The 19600-nt window shown below is 35.9% G+C and carries 18 protein-coding genes; all 18 read right to left on the bottom strand.

Annotated features, from left to right (window positions below):
* A complete protein-coding gene (locus EKB01_RS05165) occupies positions 1 to 1416 on the bottom strand; it encodes a flippase (RefSeq protein WP_061598024.1) in 1416 nt (471 codons plus the stop codon).
* Between the two features lie 119 nt (positions 1417 to 1535).
* Entirely contained in the window at positions 1536 to 2291 is a 756-nt protein-coding gene (locus EKB01_RS05160; RefSeq protein ID WP_109289648.1) for a DUF4422 domain-containing protein, read from the bottom strand.
* Positions 2291 to 3019, bottom strand: coding sequence for a glycosyltransferase family A protein (locus tag EKB01_RS05155; RefSeq protein ID WP_061598025.1), 729 nt, complete (start codon positions 3017 to 3019; stop codon positions 2291 to 2293). Before EKB01_RS05155 ends, EKB01_RS05160 begins: the two co-directional genes overlap by 1 nt.
* The gene (locus tag EKB01_RS05150) at positions 2991 to 4166 is read right to left on the bottom strand and encodes a hypothetical protein (RefSeq protein ID WP_125080837.1); all 1176 of its coding nucleotides are present in this window, start codon (positions 4164 to 4166) and stop codon (positions 2991 to 2993) included. The genes EKB01_RS05155 and EKB01_RS05150 overlap by 29 nt, the downstream gene beginning before the upstream one ends.
* Positions 4167 to 4214: 48 nt before the next feature.
* Positions 4215 to 5141, bottom strand: a complete 927-nt coding sequence (locus tag EKB01_RS05145) for a glycosyltransferase (RefSeq protein ID WP_084853497.1) — start codon at positions 5139 to 5141, stop codon at positions 4215 to 4217.
* A gap of 7 nt (positions 5142 to 5148) precedes the next feature.
* Complete coding sequence (locus tag EKB01_RS05140) at positions 5149 to 6240, bottom strand: glycosyltransferase family 1 protein (RefSeq protein ID WP_049479870.1); 1092 nt, start codon at positions 6238 to 6240, stop codon at positions 5149 to 5151.
* A gap of 31 nt (positions 6241 to 6271) precedes the next feature.
* Positions 6272 to 6751 (bottom strand): glycosyltransferase, encoded by a 480-nt coding sequence (locus EKB01_RS05135; protein WP_061598026.1) that lies wholly within the window; start codon positions 6749 to 6751, stop codon positions 6272 to 6274.
* Positions 6751 to 7200 (bottom strand): UDP-N-acetylglucosamine--LPS N-acetylglucosamine transferase, encoded by a 450-nt coding sequence (locus tag EKB01_RS05130; RefSeq protein WP_025172328.1) that lies wholly within the window; start codon positions 7198 to 7200, stop codon positions 6751 to 6753. The genes EKB01_RS05135 and EKB01_RS05130 overlap by 1 nt, the downstream gene beginning before the upstream one ends.
* A gap of 29 nt (positions 7201 to 7229) precedes the next feature.
* The gene (locus tag EKB01_RS05125; protein ID WP_084852704.1) at positions 7230 to 8051 is read right to left on the bottom strand and encodes a LicD family protein; all 822 of its coding nucleotides are present in this window, start codon (positions 8049 to 8051) and stop codon (positions 7230 to 7232) included.
* Between the two features lie 22 nt (positions 8052 to 8073).
* Positions 8074 to 8475, bottom strand: coding sequence for a glycerol-3-phosphate cytidylyltransferase (gene tagD, locus EKB01_RS05120; protein WP_000756020.1), 402 nt, complete (start codon positions 8473 to 8475; stop codon positions 8074 to 8076).
* 3 nt (positions 8476 to 8478) lie between these two features.
* Entirely contained in the window at positions 8479 to 9846 is a 1368-nt protein-coding gene (locus EKB01_RS05115) for a sugar transferase (protein WP_142357876.1), read from the bottom strand.
* A gap of 22 nt (positions 9847 to 9868) precedes the next feature.
* On the bottom strand, positions 9869 to 10552 hold the full coding sequence (locus EKB01_RS05110; protein ID WP_001142501.1) for a tyrosine-protein kinase: 684 nt from the start codon (positions 10550 to 10552) through the stop codon (positions 9869 to 9871).
* A 9-nt stretch (positions 10553 to 10561) separates the two neighbouring features.
* Positions 10562 to 11254, bottom strand: coding sequence for a capsular polysaccharide biosynthesis protein CpsC (cpsC, locus tag EKB01_RS05105; RefSeq protein ID WP_000664132.1), 693 nt, complete (start codon positions 11252 to 11254; stop codon positions 10562 to 10564).
* Positions 11255 to 11262: 8 nt separating this feature from the next.
* A complete protein-coding gene (cps4B, locus tag EKB01_RS05100) occupies positions 11263 to 11994 on the bottom strand; it encodes a capsular polysaccharide biosynthesis protein Cps4B (RefSeq protein WP_000565337.1) in 732 nt (243 codons plus the stop codon).
* A gap of 1 nt (position 11995) precedes the next feature.
* Positions 11996 to 13441, bottom strand: a complete 1446-nt coding sequence (locus EKB01_RS05095) for an LCP family protein (RefSeq protein ID WP_167265921.1) — start codon at positions 13439 to 13441, stop codon at positions 11996 to 11998.
* Between the two features lie 191 nt (positions 13442 to 13632).
* A complete protein-coding gene (locus EKB01_RS05090; protein WP_167265918.1) occupies positions 13633 to 15594 on the bottom strand; it encodes a peptide ABC transporter substrate-binding protein in 1962 nt (653 codons plus the stop codon).
* A gap of 146 nt (positions 15595 to 15740) precedes the next feature.
* Entirely contained in the window at positions 15741 to 17708 is a 1968-nt protein-coding gene (locus EKB01_RS05085; RefSeq protein WP_167265916.1) for a peptide ABC transporter substrate-binding protein, read from the bottom strand.
* A 169-nt stretch (positions 17709 to 17877) separates the two neighbouring features.
* A complete protein-coding gene (locus EKB01_RS05080) occupies positions 17878 to 19488 on the bottom strand; it encodes an alpha-glucosidase (protein WP_167265913.1) in 1611 nt (536 codons plus the stop codon).
* Between the last annotated feature and the right edge of the window lie 112 nt (positions 19489 to 19600).

The following is a 19600-nucleotide window of genomic DNA, read 5'->3' as shown; positions in this document are numbered from 1 at the left end:
CTAATTCTTCCTAATTATTTGTTTTAATTCTTTCACATCTACCACTTTTAGAGATAGAATCGCAAAAAGGTAAATGATTCCACCAATCACAGCAAATGCTAAAACATTTACGATTGGCGAAAAATGTATAACTGTTTTTGAAACTAGTAGGAGGCCATACATAATAGCTGATGCTAGAATGATCTTCATCATCGATCCGATAATCGGAACATCTTTTATATATTTGCGAGTAAAGAACAGTTGAATTGCCCAAACAAAGGCTTCAGTCAAGACCGAGACAATTGCAGCCCCCATATAACCAAGTTTGGGAAGAAACAACAAATTTAATCCCACACTGGTAATTGCGGGAACCGTTGTTGAAATCATAAATTCTTTATTTTTATTATGTGGAATTAAAATCTGAATTCCCATAATATTGGTCCAGCCGATAAAGAACATCCTAAAGATCATGATTGCTATCGCGAAACGTGCATCTTGAAAATCTTGACCAAGGAAAAATTGAACAAAATCGTCATTAACAATCAACATACCTGTCATAATCGGAAAAATAATCAAATTATAAACTAGGAATGAAATCTCATGCATCTTATTGACTTCTTCATGATTGTTTGTTGCTAATAAATTAGCAACTCGAGGCAACATGACGCTCCCCAATGACGTTACCAAGGTTAATAAAATATTCACCAATTTAAGTGCCTGATCATAGATTCCTACATCTTTTGTAGAGGCTAAAACTCCAAGCATCGTACGATCTAAAGTAACGTATAAAGAGATTGCTATCTGAGGAAGAAATAATAAAATAATTGGTTTCAAATGGTACCTAGCGTATTCTAAATCAACATGGGGCTTCCCAATAAACTCTCGGGCCGGCAACCACATACTTAATTGTCCCAATAGCTCAAATATTGTTAATAAGAACACATAAAGGTAAAGGTCGTTAGTAGATTTGACAAACAGGAAAATCGAGATTACCCCAACGAGTTTTACCGTAATATTTCGAACAGTAATTTTACGAAAATCCTCTAACCCTTGAAAAAGCCAGGAAATATCTAAACCTTTAGAAACTAAACTCAATCCCAAAATATAGGCTACTGGGTTTTGCATTGAAGGAAGGTTAACGCAAAAAATACAATATAAGGAGATTGAAAGGATTGTAGCACCTAATTGTAAAAAGTAGATACCCCAAAAGTTTTTATTAATCTCATTACGATGTCCAGAAATCACCTTGGTCCCATAGTTGGCGACACCTAAAGTAGCGAGCAATATAAAGTAAGTTACTATAGAACTATAATATCCATAATCACCTAACTCTTGAGAACTAAAGATTCTAGTAATATAGGGTGTAGTTATTATTGGGAGAACAACTACTAGTATCTGATATGACAAATTATAAACATAATTCTTTAAAATCTTCATCTTTAATTAACTTAGTCTTTCTAGGAGTATTTATAAGGACAGTGCAATAAAACTTAATTAGAAAAGAGGGAATAGCGCCTTGAAAGATTTATTAACAATCTACTTTTATAAATAAACTACTACTTATTAAATAGTTTCTTCTGAATTCTTTGTAAGAATCCTGGTTCTTCTGTTGAAAAAACTGGAAACTCTTTTACAGTTAGTTGTTTCTTACGTACCCATACGTTAATTAAACGTTCAGCAACAAAACCAATCATACGAGTATTGTAACTATCATATCTTGAATAATCAATCTTCTTATCTAGTTCAAAAAGAATCGGAAATAACCAACTGCAATATTCATCCATCATTTCTCTAGACATTATAAACATATTATAACAGTATCCTGTTTTTTCTTTAGAAAACCAATTAAAAGCATCAAGGTAATCTTTATTGTTTTCTGAAATAATCTGTCTACACATTTCCCAAACTTCATGATCGTGATTCTTGTTAAAAAACTCTTCAGCGGTATACCCATTATACTCGTTCATACCCTTTGATGGTAATATTACATCATAATCATTTAATTGTTTTAGAATATCATTCTTTGTTAAAATAGAATTCTGTTTAAAAAAACGCTTGTTTTTCCCAAAATAACGTCTATAATGGCATAAACCAACAATATCATCTTTAGAATTTTTCCAAATCCAATACAATCCTGTTAATTCACAAAATGTAAAGTTTCTATCAGAAATATTATTATCTCCCTGATTATCTCTTAAATAATTCTTTTCTCCAATATTCTTATTCGCGCCCACCAATATAGGGATATATAGGTCCTGGTCTTGAACTTGATTATAAGATTTATGTGTTGCGACGTATAGCTTCACTTCCATTACACTCCCTTAATATAAAACCTTAATTTTCTATAAAGACATTTAAATTTTAATAGAATAGGATTACTTGGCCAAACTCCAAAAAAAGTGTATATTACTGAATAATTTTTAGAGTATTTTTTCAATAACCATTGTATCGCATCAAAATAATTAAGGTTTAAAGATTTCCCATCTGACACATGCCATAACTCACTTGGAAAAACTAATACTGGCAAATTAATTAACTTCATCTGTAATGCATAGTCTGTTCCATATAAATGCCAGGTAGGACCGATTATACTAAATTGATTCGTACTAAAAACTTTTTTCGGAATAATAATCAAACACTCATCAATTGCATCAACTTCAACAGGGGTACTTATAGATTTACTAGCCGCCTTTGTTTTCGGGTCCCCATGGAAGATATTTGAAAAACTGACGACCTTTCCCTCAATATTCTTTACTCCTGCTACTCCTGCTACTCCAAATATGAAATTTCTACAATAAGATTCTAGTTTTGCTAACTCAAAGTCATCTTGAAAACTAATATCTTGATGAACAAAAAATAGATAATCACCTTTTGCTTGTTTGCCTCCAAAATTCAAAGCCTCAGCAGCAGAATTAAATCCATATTTATTGGAATCCACTATAATAAGTTCATATTTAACATCTTTTTGTCTAGATAAAGATGATTTAAGAATTGTATTTAACTTATCGTAATTATTCGATACGCATATAAGTGATATCATCTCCAATTCCCTCTCTTTCATCTAAAAACGTTCTCGCAATTAAAAACAAAAATGGATTAAACCACAATAAAAATAATTGTGGGTCAATACAAGCTCTTACTGACCAAAAAATTAACACAATCAATAAAGTTTTATTTTGATTAATTATAACTTTTCTCATTATAATTGAATAGCTTATTAACATAAGGAAAAAAATTATTGTTCCATAGCTTATAAGTATATTGATGTACGACGAATCTACATAAAAATAAGAATTTGCCGAAGTATCCCATTGAACATGAGTTCCAAATAATCTTAGAGGGTATCTCCTTAAACCTTCTTGACCAAATCTCAACCTTTGACTCAATAAGTTATTTATTAAAGATAATAAACTATTTCTACTATCAAATTTTGCTGTCAGCCAATAAGTCATATACGCCATAATTGGATAAATAAGAGTAAGTAAATATTTCAGAAATTTAAAATTCATATTGATTGATATAAATCTTCTCGAAAACGATATCAAAAGAAGGATAAATACCATAATAAAAGTAAGACGGGTATCTGTGTATTTATAAATAACTATATTTAATAGTACACAAATAAAAAGCTCTTTTATTGTCCAATATTTTTCACCTTTTAAATACACATATTCCAGCAATATACTCAGGAAATAATTCGGAGTAAATGATGTGTAATTAAAACCTAGCCCATACCGTGAGCGGATCACACCTCCTGAATATGTTAAGGTTAGCTCGTTTGGAATAATACCAAGTAAAGAGCTTACTACAACAGTTCCTACAACTCCAATCTGGCAGAACATTGTATTCCTTACCAAATTACGAAAATTAATATCCCTTGAAGAATATATAAGAGTCAAAGTATATGCTACAAAGGAGGCGTTACCATTATCATAACTTACAATAAAACCTATAAGAAGTATAATTGGAGTAATGATTATCGATTTTATCTTAGATTTACCTAACATAAATTTAAGTAACAGAAAAAACAACCCCACATACTCCCAAATTTTTATTATTCCATAAGGATGTATAAAATCTTTATAAAAGGTCGAAGTAAACAGCCATGCTATTAGCCAAGGATAAAAAGCTAATCCAAAAAGAAACTCATTCAATTTTACATCAGTTTTAACTCTTGATGGACTCACTTTGAATCCCCCCTTTACTTTCACTAATACTCTTTAACATTACTAGAATTACTCCTTCATATATAACACTATAAAATCAGTAATATATGACCTGAACGACCAATACAACTTATGATATTTAAATAATTTAAAAAATATAAATACATTCTTTTTCATAAATAGTTCTCTTCGATTTTTTCCCCATAGAATGTAGTCGTTCAAAACACTAATTTGTTCATTTGAAAGTGATAAATTATGTTGTTTACTAAATTTATCTAATCTCTGAAGCAAATCATCATAATAAATAACCTGCTCTTTTCTCCTTAGGAAACTTCTTTCTCTGCTACCAGTCGCGTTGCTATCGTGTCTTCTAAAATCGATAGTAGAGTAGGAGTAAATGTATAACCCATTAAGAAGCGAAGCTAGCCTCCATAACAAGGCATCATGTGCATCTTCGTTACTTCGGATTTCTAAAAAATATGGAATAATCTTTTTGTTCACCGCATAAACACACCCTGGCCTTCTAATATGAAAGAAGTTATCTAAAAAATTTGGTTGATACACTGCCTCACTATTATCCAAATCACTTTTATCCAATTTAATCTTGACACCATCACCAACATAAAAAGGTGTGTAATTAGAGGCTAACAACAAAATCTTATCATTATTTTCCATAATCTTAGACATTTTTTGAATTTTATCTAAATGCCAAATATCATCTTGATCACAAAGAAAAACGATATCTCCTTTCGCCTCCTCTAATAACATGGCAAAATTATTCTTCCATCCTTGATTCTCTTTATTTTTTTTTATAGACCAATTATCCAACTTATATTTAGCAATATAATCTTCAATTATTTGAACAGTATCATCTGTAGATGCATCATCACTAATCAATACTTCCTCAGCAAGGCGGGTTTGATTTCTTAGAGTATCTAACTGTTCAACAATATATTCATCACCATTAAATGTTGATAATACAATTGATATATTCATTGTATTCTTACTCCCCAATCAACTTTTTATACTCATTCTCTAATTTTTTAGCCTCAATTCTGATATCATAGTTTGATTTTTGAGCTAGGTCAATATTTTCTCTAGATTTTTCCAATCTGTTTATATATGAAAAATCTTCAATAGCTTTTATCCAAGTACTTACGTTATCAATTGGTAATTGTTGGATACTATTTGTGAAGATGCACTCATCAGAAATTGTCGTTGAAAGAATAGATTGAATTCCATTAATTTGCCACTCAATAGCAACTAAAGGCAACCCCTCGTATAAACTCGGTAATAGCATTATATCCATAGCAGAGATAAACGATTGCATATCCGAATACCGATTCAAAAAAACAATTGAATTTTCCAATTTTCGTTCTTTTACATATCTCTTAACATCCTCTACTTTTTCTCCTTCACCGACCAAAAACAATTTTACATCCTTCTGCTTACATTTCATTTCATCCATTAAATCCAAAAGAAATGTATGATTTTTTTGAATATTGAATCTACCTACATGTCCTAATGCAAGTGTATTTTCTTTTAATGAATGCGTTGTCCGAAATACTCGGCGAAGATGAGGATTAAAACTATATTTTTCTACATCCCTGGCATTATGTATAACTTTAAATCGTTTATCCTTAAAAAGCCATTCTCCTGCCTTTTCACCACACGCCCAAGATTGAGTATATAAAGTGTAAAAAAAAGGACGTAGCATTCTGTCTAGTAGAATATGATTACACGTTGTATTATGACTATGCGCTATTCTTACAGGAACTCCCATAATTTTTGCTATAAACAATTCAATTGACATAAGAGCACTACTCCCGTGAACGTGTACAACATCGTATTTTCCTACTTTTAAGAGTTCAAGGAATTCTCTCATATATGCCAGTATTGAGGATTTCTTTCTTTCAATTTCTACAATCTGAACACCTAATACTTGAAATTTTAATTTATCTTCTAACAACGGTTTATTAGTAGCTAGAATCGTCACTTCAATTTCACTCAAGTCCATGTATTCGAGGTATGAATATATAAATGTTCCAATCCCATCAGAAAACAAACCTCCTGTTGGAATATGCAAAATTTTCATCAAGTGTCTCCTTCTATGCTCTTCGTCATTTTTACTCAACTAATTCTGCAATCAAATTTGAAAAATGTTGTACAAAACATTCATTATTAGATTTAACGGCAATACTACTAGATGGATTCAGATATTCTCGGATTTTTTTAATATCCTCTATGACTACTAGATCATATCCCTCCTGAACAATCCTATTACAAAAATCTAACTGATGGTCATTCACATGTTCTCCAAATTTTTTTCTTCTCGGAACAACTACTGGTCTTTTCCCCTTAGCAATAACATTCATAAATGTAGCAGGACCACCATGAGTAATAACTATATCCGCTTTTTCCATTAGGTTATTCATCTCATCATATGAAAGAAAACGTTCCCATCTGCAAAATCGAGGTTGATAGTCTGAAAAACCAACTTGGATAAATACATCCGACGTAATGACGCCCTCTTCTTTCAATTCATCAATCTCTTTTATTAGTCTATTAAATTGTTGCTCATGCGTACCGACAGTTACAAAAATCATTAGAAAATTCCTCCCAAATTGATTGCCTTGGGATAGATTTTTTTCATTTCTTCCCATTGGACAATGAATCTATCTGTAACAGGGTATACTATTTTGCCAGTCATTGTCGGAGCGTCTACACGATCAAATACTTCTATGTAAACAGTTTTAGCACCAAAGATTTTACCTAAATAAAAGAACGGTATTGCAACCGCTGCCCCGGATGAAATGATAACATCTGGCCTTTCTTTATATAATATTCTTAAAGCAAGAAATGTATTTTTTATTAGATTTTTTATATTACGATTAGTCGGATAATAGCAATAATGACATTTTTCATTTGATAAAATACTTCGAGCATCTTCTTTATCAAAAGTAACCCATAGTCTATCTTTATCCTGCCAAAATGGTTTCAATAGATAGAGATGATTTAAATGTCCACCGCTAGATCCTACTAGACAAAGTTTTATCTCTTTTTTAGACAAAGTTATGAATTCTCCTATTTTTCTACGTATGGCCCAAAATCAATTTTAATTCGTTTGTGATGATTTCGTTGATTCTCAGGTGGAAGCTGCATATAGTCACCATACATATGTTTTAAGTATGCTTTATAATTCTTCATTCCCCATAATTTTATATCCTCAAAGGAATAACTTTCAACTTCGTCTAACCACACTTTGGGAAAAGTTTCTTTCTTTATTCCATAACTACCATCACTAACCACTACATTATCAGCATTGGTACTCTGCCCTAGTAATATACACTTCTCCTTCATCTTTTTCAAAAAAGATATTGAGAACACATGTGTGGCAAGCTTAGCTAGCTTATACGCTAATCGTTTTTTTCTATCGTTGTCCCCATATCCACATTTTATCCATAATAGATTTCGGAATAACCAAAATCCTTTAAGTTGAATGAATCGTCTAAAAGGCTTAGGACAGATATCATCAATCGGAAAAATATCAATATAAATTCCATCATGAACATTTGCATCTAAAGAAAATTCCTCAGAAACATGTGTATTATTGAGACGTAGTTTCACAAAATTAAATGGATAATTCAAATCTGTTTGATCTGTCTGTAGAAAATATTTTTCCCTATCCAAATCCGAAACACATAATTCTTTAAATCTTTCAAAATCCTCTCTTGGCATACCAAAATCCATATCATCGTCCCACGGGATGAATCCATTATGGCGTATAGCTCCTAGAAAAGTTCCTGCTAGCATCACGATTTTTAAATTATATTTTTCACATATTTTTAACACTTCTGAAGCTAACAAAAGTTCTAAGTTATGTAACTGTTCTAATTCATCTGTCATATAGTTATCTCAAACTCCGTTTTTAATATTCTCTAGTTGCCAATGAATTCTTGATTTCAGTTGTACTGATTTCAGGAGTCCGTGGTAAATAGACCACTTCAACTCCTTCCTTCTCTAAAAAATCAAATTTCCCTTTCCAATCATCTCCCATAACAAAGGTATCTATGTGATATTCATGGACATCTGTCACTTTTTGTTCCCAGGATTCTTCGGGTATTACTAAATCAACATACCTAACAGCCTCTACGAGTGTTTTTCTTTGTTCATATGTAAAATAACATTTTTTTTGTTTTTCATTCCAGTTGAATTCATCAGTTGAAATAACAACAATTAAATAATCGCCTAACGATTTAGCCCTTTTAAGAAGATTAATATGACCATAGTGCAACAAATCAAATGTTCCATATGTTATGACTTTTTTCATTTCTTACTTCGCCCCTTCTCTCATAAATACCACTTTGACGGTCTTTAACAATATTTCAATATCTTTCCAGATGGTCCAATCATCAATGTAGGCAACGTCCAGCTTGACAACATCATCAAAGTCCGTGATTTTACTACGTCCACTCACCTGCCATAGGCCAGTAATTCCTGGCTTAAAACTAAGACGACGTTTCTGTTCAGGAGTATATTTTTCATACTCATCAACTGTTGGGGGACGTGTTCCAACCAAACTCATATCTCCCATTAAAACATTCCAAAACTGAGGGAGCTCATCTAGACTGGTCTTACGGATAAATCTCCCTATCTTTGTTATACGAGGATCATCATCGACTTTAAACATACCACCTTGCATGGTATTTTGTGCAAGGAGCTCTTGTTTCTTTTTCTCAGCATCCACGCACATAGATCTAAATTTATAAAAAGTGAAATGTCGACCATTTTTTCCGATACGAGTTTGAGAAAAAATAGCGGGTCCGCCATCTTTTCGAATCACCGGAACCAAAACAATACTCACCAATCCACAAATAAGTAGTCCGATAATTGAACCTATGATATCAATGAAGCGTTTAGCAATGACATGGCTTGTCTTATAAAATTTTGTAGAAAACGTAATGACATTCAAGCCTGCCATTCCGCGAATCTTTTTATCGCTACCTAGATAGTTATTGAAAGCATTCAGGTTGACTGTCACGTCAATTCCCATTGTTTCAAAAAGAGAGATGAACTCCCCGATGTCGTACTTTTCACTTGGTAAATTGATAAAAACTTCATCAACAACTTCATGGGTAGCAAAGTCTAAGATGTTCTCTGCAGGTACAACGGTTACGGATGCATGCTGAAAATTAGGCTGATCCAAAACACTGACCGCCACCAATTCCCAAAAAATATCTCCCGACTCTATCAGTCTATCTACAACTTTCTCAACTCTGGAAGTAGCTGTTATCAAGAATATCTTTTTACTCCCCTTGAAATTTGGAAAGATACGTCTCCTATAGCGTTTAATGCACAGATTCAACAAATACAACAAAATAGAATGTATTGTCAAAAAATAAATCATGCCTCGTCTAGAGATACTAAAACGATCTTCTAAAAAGAAGTTTGAAATACTGATAGCTAAAGCAAAGAAAACGATATATTTTGTAGTGCTGATAAACTCAGCCAAATAACCCCTTTTAAAAAAATCGCGCTCATAATCACTAATGCTAAAAACAACAAAATGCAGAATGAACAAGATGATAACAGAGGTGTTCACAATCTCTGTTTCTCTTACAAAACTAAGTAAATAAGCTAATATAATGACAAGAAAACTCTGGATTACCGCCAAAGTAATCTTCAATCCTTTTTCTTCCATAATATCTTCCCTAAGCTATCTCTTATTTTTTCCCGTAAGAGCCATAAGCTCCATATGATCCATATTTTTCAACCGAGGTATTCAATTTATTTAATACAATCCCTAAGAATGGTTTACTTGTTTGTTCCAATTGTTCTTTGGCTTTTTGGATATCACGTCGATTTGTTTCACCAGCTGCAGTCACCAAAATCGAAGCATCACATTTCTGAGTGATGATAGCCGCATCAATCACAACCCCGATAGGAGCAGTGTCCACAATGATATAATCGAAGTACTTTCGCAAAGTATCAAGCATAGTCTTAAAATTCTCACTTTGCAACAAAGCTGTTGGATTTGGAGAAACGGAACCAGCTTGAATGACAAACAAGTTTTCAACATTCGTATCACATAACCCTTGTGATAAATCTGTTGTCCCTGATAAGAATTCTGTTAATCCCGTAATCTTTTCACGTGATTTAAAAACACCTGACATGACAGAATTACGGATATCGGCATCAATTAAAAGCGTCTTATATCCAGCACGCGCAAAGGCCCAAGCAATATTGGTAGAAGTAGTTGACTTCCCTTCCCCTGGTTTTACTGATGTAATTGAAATAACTTTTAAGTTATTTCCACTCAATTGTATATTGGTACGAAGCGCATTGTAATACTCCTCTGCTTTTCTTGCCAAATCTAATTTTTTTTGTGCAATTTCTAACGTTGGCATTTTTCTCTCCTATTTCAATTTATCCAAATTTGGAACAACTCCCAATAATGCAATTTGCATAACATCTTCAACGTCTTCTGGTCGTTTAACGCGTGTATCTAAGAGTTCAATAAGGAGAACCGCGACAATCATCACAACCGCTCCAGCGAGAAATCCAATCATGGTATTACGACGAATGTTTGGTGAAGATGGTGAGGTTGCTGGGCGAGCCTCTTCGAGTGTCGTCACATCCGAAACCCGTGTAACACTTATAATCTTTTGAGCTGCAACCTCTCTCAATGAGTTGGCGATACGACTTGCTTCTTCAGGCGCACGATCTGTAACAGAGATCGATACGATACGTGTATCAGCCGGTACGGTCACCTTGATTTTACTAGCCAAACCTTTTGAAGGAAGATCCAGTTTCAAATCCGTTGCGACCTTCTCCAAAACATCTTGTGATAGAATAATTTCGCGATAGTCTTTAACCAAGTAAGATCCTGCTTGCAAATCTTGGTTTGTCAATCCAGGCTTATCTCCCTGATTACGATTAACTACATAGATACGTGTCGTACTGGTATATTCAGGTTTCACGATAAAGCTACTATAGGCAAAGGCTACTACCCCAGTTACGATTGCTACCAGTGCAATTAGAACTTTCCGTTTCCAAAGAATTTTAAGCAATTGAAATACATCAATTTCCATCATATTTTGTTCTTTCATTGTTTCTCCTAAATTAATTGATCCATTATTATTTTTCGTGGGTTATCTTTGAAAAGTTCCTTCGCCTTATCTTCGCCATACTTTTTAGCAATGATATCATAGGCTTCTTCCATATGAGGTGGTCTGCGATCCAAGTTATGCATATCACTAGCGATGACGTGAACTAGATCACGTTCCAAGAAATACTGAGCTCTCTTTTTCATGAATTTGTAGGTTTCTCCAAAGAGTTTTGGTTTCAAGACATGAGAACTATTGACCTGGGTATAGCACCCCATATCAATCAGTTCCTGAACTCGCTTTTCATTATTTTCTAGAGCATCATAACGCTCAATATGGGCAACAACTGGTGTAATCCCTAACATGAGAATATCGCTCAGTCCTTTATGTATATCTCGATAGGGTGTATTCATGCTAAACTCAATCAAAGCATAGTGACTATCATTGAGGGTTGGAATCAATTTCTTTTCCAATTTTTCGACAACATCTGGCGTATAGTATATTTCTGCGCCATAGGCGATGACAAGATCATCTGCCACCTCCTTGGCCATTTCGCGAACTTTCAAAAAGTTAGTTGCTATTTTCTCTTCTGGTGTCTCAAACATCCCTTTCCGACGATGAGAGGTGGAAACAATGGTCCTGACCCCTTGACTATAGGCTTCTCTTAAAAGGTTTTTACTCTCCTCTATCGACTTTGGACCATCATCCACATCAAAAACAATGTGTGAATGGATGTCTATCATGCTACTTGCCCTCCATCACATCTTTGATAGCTGCCTTGGCTGTAGCCAAGCTACTTTCATCAATTTCCATCATATAGAGGTTGCTATCTGGCATAGCGTAGGATGGAAGATCCGTTCTACCAGTTCCTTTTAAGTCTTGGGAATTGACCTTATACTGACCGCCACTATCCAACTGTGTATTAACCAAGTCCATCATGGTTTCCAAAGGCATATTGGTTTGAAGAGAATCTTGCAATCCTTGAATAATGTTGTCATAATTCTTTAAAGCATCCGTTGATGTTAACTTCTGAATGATGGCGACAATGACTTTTTGCTGGTTCCGACCGCGGTCGCGGTCTCCATCCGCTAGAGAGTAGCGTTCGCGGACAAAACCAAGGGCTTTTTCAGAGTCTAGATGGACATTCCCGACAGGAAAATGGTACTGCCCATGCAAAGAAGTGAAATCTTGGTCATTATAAACATCCACACCACCTAGAAGGTCAATCAATTTCAAGAAAGAGGTGAAATTCAAACGAACATAGTAGTTAATATCAACTCCATATAGGTTTTCCAAGGTATGAATCGATGAGTCCACCCCATAAATCCCCGCGTGAGTCAATTTATCCTTTTGATTATTTCCTCCGTCCGCGATCGGAACATAAGAATCTCGAGGTGTTGTGGTGAGAAGGATTTTCTTAGTATCTCGATTTACAGTCATCAAGATGTTGACGTCTGAACGTGAAACTGAACTGATGGGTCCGTAAGTATCAATACCACTGATATAAATATTAAAGGATTGATTTTTAGATACCTTTGGTGCCGCAACATCCTTGGTTAGTTTTTTCGTATAGATTTTCTTAATCTTCGAAGCATAATCTGGATACTCTGCTTCAATGATGTTTTCAAAGACACTGTTCAAGACAATCGCTTTCGCATCACCTGAAATCAAGCTCTTATAGGCTGCTAAGTAAGATACACTTTGTTCAACCGCCAAGTCTTTGCTCTGAGTCGTCTTAATATCCGCTATCAATTTTTGGATATTGTCATTATCCGTTTCAGTCGGACCTGTCACACTCTCCAACTGGGTAACGTTGTTAATTTCACTATCTTTTAAAACCACAACACTCATCGAATACTCTGAGTAGTTTGATGTCGCATTGATGTGATTAGTCAAGCCCACAAATTGGTGCAGAGCAAATAGCGAAACCGAACTAGTCAACACCGCAAGTACCAAAAAGAAAATCGTGAACTTTTCGGCTTTCTTATATACTATTAAAAGTAGAGCTACGACAGCAGATAGTAAAACTAGAACAGTAGCTAAGATATTGAGATGCCTAAAGGCTAGGATATTATGTCTAAAAATTAAGAACAACAAAGAGCCACTCAATAATAAATAAATGGCTAATAAGGCTATATTAATACTTCGCTTCACATTTCCTGAACGATTTCTCTTTGAACGTCTACTCATGGTAATCCCCTATACACGCTAATAATTATAATTATTATATCACAATCATGAAAGAAATTCCATCCATTCCTGCTAATATCAGCGTTTTCATTCATTTTTTCTTAGCTATATTTTGAATTTATGACTTCTATTAACGGAATCCTTGATAAAACAAAAACAAGGCCCCTTATTATGGGGCCCCATTTCTGTTTTTATTTGATATGATTTTCAAACTCTTTCTGGCTCTTTTCGATAGCTTTTTTACTTTCTTCTTCCCACTTAGCCTTGGCTTCATCAAATTGTTTCTTGGTAACAGGGTCTTTTTGTAATCTCATGTACTTATAATTATTTCCGTCACCCTTGATTCCCACTAGGGAGTAGGCACGTGTAAACGGAGTTACTTTGGTTACAGAGGCTGTACCACCATTTGACATAGCAGATATAACTAGAGAATTGTCAATCATCCAAGCTTGAGCTTCAGCGTATTTTTCATAACGCTTAGTGACATCTTTATTCTCAGCATCTGCTTCTTTCAGGAGTTGTGTATAGGTATCGAGCCCTAAACTCTTAATGAGCTCTTGGTCTTCCTTGGCATCAAGACCAAAAATCTTGAGATAGAAGCCAGTTTCAGCATTGAAGGGGTCTAGATAAGTTGATGGATCCTGGTAATCACCAACCCAACCATCAAAGTTTAGGTCGTAGTCACGAGCTGCTGGATTTGGTGCTAGGAAGGCAACATTTCCAAAGTCATCTGTAGAAAGCTGTTGAACATCAATGACGATATTGTCAGAACCTAGTACTGTTTCAAGGGTTTGTTTGACCGAGTTCATACCAGAGACCGCATTTTTATTCGTCTGATCAACAGGGACATCCAAATGGATTGGGAAAGTCACGCCTTGGGCTTCCAATTCCTTTTTAGCTTCCGCAAATTTTGCTTGGGCCTTTTCCTTGTTAAAGTAGGCATCTTGAGCATCTGCCAAATTGATACCTGACCACTCAGTTCCGTAGTTCACAAGCTTAGAAGCTGTTACTTCTCCAAAGGTCTTATCTCCCACCTGGACAAATGTTGGAGGAACTAGAGTATTACGAAGGGTTTTGCTCGCTGCTTCTTCACCGTTAGATTGAGCAGAGTAGGCTGTTCGATCAATACCAAAGTTGATAGCTTGACGGAAATTTTTATTTAAGATAGCTGTTTGAGCTGATTTCTTTTGTTCATCCGTTGTTTTAGCGGTATGATTATAGGTTTTGCGGTTGACGTTAAAGTTAAAGTACCAAGATGTCTTGTCTTGTAAACTATAGACGATATTGTCTTGGTATTTTTCTTTTGTCTTAGCATAGTTCGAACTATTTGGATAGACTCCTGCAATCGAGTAAGCACCACTTTCAAAGTTTCGAATGGTCATCTCCTGATCTGACCCATCAAAGTAAGCTAACTTAACTTTTTCAATGGTCACTTTATCATGGTCATAATAGTGTGGATTCTTCACATATTCGATCGAAGATTTTGATGTGAAATCTTTTAACAGATATGGACCGTTATAAAGGATGCTGTCTGGTGTCAAGGTACCAAAATCTTTATCCTTTGATTTCAAGAACTCTTCGTTGACTGGGAAAAGGATACTATTGGTTGTCTTTGAATTCCAGTACGGTTCTGGTCGAGTCAAAGTGTACTCGACTGTGTAATCATCCAAGGCTTTGACACCGACAGTTGAAAAGTCATTGGTCACACCCGTCACATAGTCATTCAATCCCTTGATTGAATTTTGGATCAGATCCATGGCTTGCCCCTTGTTGTCCGCGGCATATTTGATCCCAGTGACAAAATCCTGAGCTTTAACTGAAGAATATTCCTCACCATCAGCTGTATACCACTTGGCATCTTTTCTAAGCTTGTAGGTATAGGTCAAACCATCTGATGAAACAGACCAATCCTCCGCAAGAGCAGGTACGAGGTTCCCATAGCTGTCATTTTCTAACAAACCATCTACGAGATTGGTAATAACGGCAGTGTTATCTGCATAATAATCTAGAAGATAGTTAAAAGTTGTTGGATTCGCACTAAATGTTGATGAATAAGTGCTAGTATTTGTGTTGAACTGTCCACATGCAGAGAGCAAAATCCCTGTCGCTAAGACAAGACCTGTCCCGATTAGTCTTTTTTTCAGTTTGATCATCATTCACTCCTTTATGTCAGTTTTTATAACATAACCATATTTTATCAAATTTATTCAAAAATGTAAAGTTACTGCCTTTATGACAACTGGTGTCTAAAACAAAAAAGGAAGCACAGTTTCCTGCAACTTCCTTTTCTATTTATAGATTACTTGACGTGTTTTTCAAGTTCTTTTTGGTATTTGGCATTTGTCTCGATTTTTTCTTGTTGCCATTTCTTGAAGGCTTCTTCGTATTCTTTTGCAGTCACAACGTCATTTTGCAACTCCAAACCTTTGAACACAAATGGGTCTCCCTTGATTCCGACTTGAGAGTATGCTTTTGTGAATGGTACAGTACGGCTAACAGTTGGAGAACCACCTGAAGAAGCAACTGGGATTAAAAGTGAACTATCCGATACCCAAGCTTGAGCTTTAGCATATTTTTCGTAACGCTTATTGAGGTCGCTTGTTTCAGCTGCGGCATCATCCAAGAGTTTCTTATATTCGTCTAGACCGACTTGAGCCATCACTTCTGGATCTTTTCCGCGAGTAATCCCCAAGTGTTTAAGGGCAGAACCCTTCTTGGCATCAAGAATATTGAGGTAGGTAGCTGGGTCTTGATAGTCTGGTCCCCAACCAGTTCCGTTCAAGTCATAGTCTTTTTGGGATGGAACTTTGGCTTGAGACGTAATGCTCATTTTTTCATTATCGGTCATTTGAAGAACATCGACAATGACATTTTCAGTACCAAGTGATGATTCGATAGACTGCTTGAGTGAGTTAGTTTGTTGAACCGCGATTACATCTGTTTGTTCAACCGGGATATCTAAATGGATTGGGAAAGTAACCCCCTTGCCCTGCAATTCTTCCTTAGCTTTAGCAAAGGCTGCCTTGGCTTTTTCAGGGCTGTAAATCGTATCCTTGCCATCTGTAAGGGCTACATCTTTCCACTGGTCTCCATATGAAACGAGCTCTGCCTGCGCCAACTCTCCAAAGGTTTTTTCGCCCACTTGAACGTAGTCATGAGGCACTAGGCTGTTACGGATAATCTTGTCTGCACCTTCTTCACCATTCAACTGAGCAGTATAAGAATGACGGTCAAGAGCAAAGTTCAGCGCCTGGCGGAAGTTCTTGTTGAGAAGAGCTTCTTTCGTTGATGTTTTTTGAGTTTCGTCTGTTTTGGCTGTTTTATTGTAAGATTGACGGTTTACGTTAACAGTAAGATAGTAGCTTGTCGCTTCTTGTGGACTGTAAACAATCTTATCGCCATACTCTTTTTTAGTTGACTCAAAGTTTGAGCTTGTTGGGAAGAGACGAGCTGTTGTATAGGCACCTTGTGTAAAGCTACGAATCAAAGATTCTTGGTCAGATCCATCGTAGAAAGTTAATTTGACATTGTCAATCTTAACATTGTCCTTATCCCAGTAATTTGGATTCTTTTCATATTCAATGGCTGATTTTGAAGTCAATGATTTCAAGAAATAAGGACCGTTATAAAGGATGCTTGATGGAGTTGGCGCACCGTAGTCGCCCCCTTTAGAATTCAAAAACTCTTCATTTACTGGAAGCATGGTCGCAGTTGTGACTTTAGAGTTCCAGAAACTTTCTGGCTTGTTGAGCGTATATTCTACCGTGTAATCGTCAACAGCCTTGACTCCTACTGTAGAAAAGTCATTGCTTTCTCCACTGATGTAGGCAGCTAATCCTTTGATAGAATCTTGAATCAAAGTAAGACCATCTGATTTCCCATCAGCTGCGTGTTTTAGACCAGTAACAAAATCCTGAGCCTTGACTTCAGCGTACTCTTCTCCCTCAGAAGTATACCATTTTACACCCTTACGAAGTTTGTAGGTATAGGTCAAGCCATCTTTAGAAACGGACCAGTCTTCTGCAAGCGATGGAATTAAATTTCCATACTTATCATTTTCCAAAAGGCCATCGACGACGTTCGCTATAACGTCAGAAGTTGAACTCTTGCTCGTCACACTATAGTCCAAAGATGATGGATCCATAGCATAGACATAAGAGAATGTCTTGGGTGCATCAGCCTTCTTTTCACTTTGCCCACAAGCAGTTAAAAGAAGGGCTGTGCTCAGGACGGCACCTGCTCCTAAGAGCCACTTTTTCGATCTCATAAGTAATCTCCTTAAAGATAGTGTTTTCACCATTATACCCTATTTTTTCATAAAAGCAAGGGCTTTCGACAGATTTTTTAGAAAATTCTAACAAATATTTTTAAAGACTTTTCTACATATTTTTTTAGTAAAAGAACCTCAAGCATCAAAGACTTGAGGTTCACTTATTTTAATCCGTTAGTTCCACACAGAAAGCATCCCATGGAGCCAAGGTTTGTTTTTCAACTGCTTCTTTAGCAGTAGTGTTTTCAATCAAGATTGACTTAACTCTTCCTTCTACTGAAAAGTTTTGTTTTTCATTGGACAAGTTAGCCACAACTAAGAAACGACGGTCTCTATCTTTACGAATATAGGCAAAGACCTTATCAACCGTATCAAGCAATTCAAAGTCAGCGCGAATCAGCCAACTGTTTTCCTTGCGGATTTGAACGAGTTTTTGATAAATATAGAAAATAGAATCTGGATTTGCCAGTGCTTCTTGAACGTTGATTTCTTCGTAGTTTGGATTAACTGCCAACCACGGTTGACCTGTTGAGAAGCCAGCGTTTTTACTCTCATCCCATTGCATTGGAGTACGGGCATTGTCACGACCGATGACACGGATACTATCCATGATTTCTTCTATCGGAACGCCTTTTTCAAGAGCTTCACGCGCATAGTTGAGGGATTCAATATCTTCTACTTGATCCAGGGTTTCAAACGGATAGTTGGTCATCCCAATCTCCTCACCCTGGTAGATATAAGGAGTCCCTCTCATGAGATGAAGCAAGATTGCAAAGGCTTGGGCGGATTTTTCACGGTATTCTTGGTCATTTCCCCAGATAGAGACGATGCGAGGAAGGTCATGGTTGTTCCAAAAGAGGGAATTCCAGCCGTCTTCAACTCCCAACTCTGTCTGCCATTTGTTAAAAATCTCTTTTAATTTCCCTACATTTAACTCTTTTTGGTAGTGCCACTTAGGTTGCCCTTCCTGATATTGAAGACAGATATGTTCAAACTGGAAGACCATAGACAATTCTTGTCCCTTTGGATCCGAGTAGAGTTTAGCAATCTCTGGCGTTGCTCCCCAAGTTTCTCCCACCGTCAAGAGATCTTTATCCCCAAAAGTTGCCTGATTCATTTCCTTGAGATAGGGATGGAGCATAGGACCATTATTAACTACTTTCTCATCAGGAATTTTTCCAATCATGTCAATAACATCCATACGGAAACCACCAATTCCTTTATCAATCCAGAAGTTCATCATCTCATAAATTTTCTGGCGCAGTTTTTCATTCTCCCAGTTGAGATCAGGCTGTTTCTTACTGAAAAAGTGGAGATAGTATTGACCCGACTTTTCATCGTATTCCCAAGCAGACCCACTAAAGATAGACTCCAAATCATTAGGCTCATCCCGCCAGATATAGTAGTCACGCTCAGGGCTATCAGGATTCTCACAAGCCTCGACAAACCATGCGTGTTCATCTGAGGTATGATTGACCACCAAGTCCATGATAATTCGAATATCACGCTTCTTAGCTTCTGCGATGAGTTGGTCCATGTCCTCCATAGTCCCGAAAATAGCTGCAATTGCTTGATAATCAGCAATATCGTAGCCATTATCATCCATCGGACTGTCATAAACAGGAGAAAGCCAAATAGCTGTAATCCCTAACTTAGCTAGATAGTCCAACTTGCTAGTAATTCCTGGCAAATCACCAATTCCATCTCCGTTGCTGTCCATAAAACTCTTGGGATAGACTTGATAGACTACGGCATTATGCCACCATTTTTCTTGCATCTTCTTACCTCATTATTTTAATAATCTATAGTCTATGATAGCGCTTTTTTAAACTTAGTGCAAGCGTTTGCCTAATCTTTTTGATTTCTTTTTTGACTCCGTAGTTTCCTAT

Origin of the sequence: Streptococcus sp. CCUG 71758 (genome assembly GCF_011714815.1) — a bacterium.
Lineage (GTDB): Bacteria > Bacillota > Bacilli > Lactobacillales > Streptococcaceae > Streptococcus > Streptococcus halitosis.
This window is presented reverse-complemented; position numbering and strand designations above follow the sequence as displayed.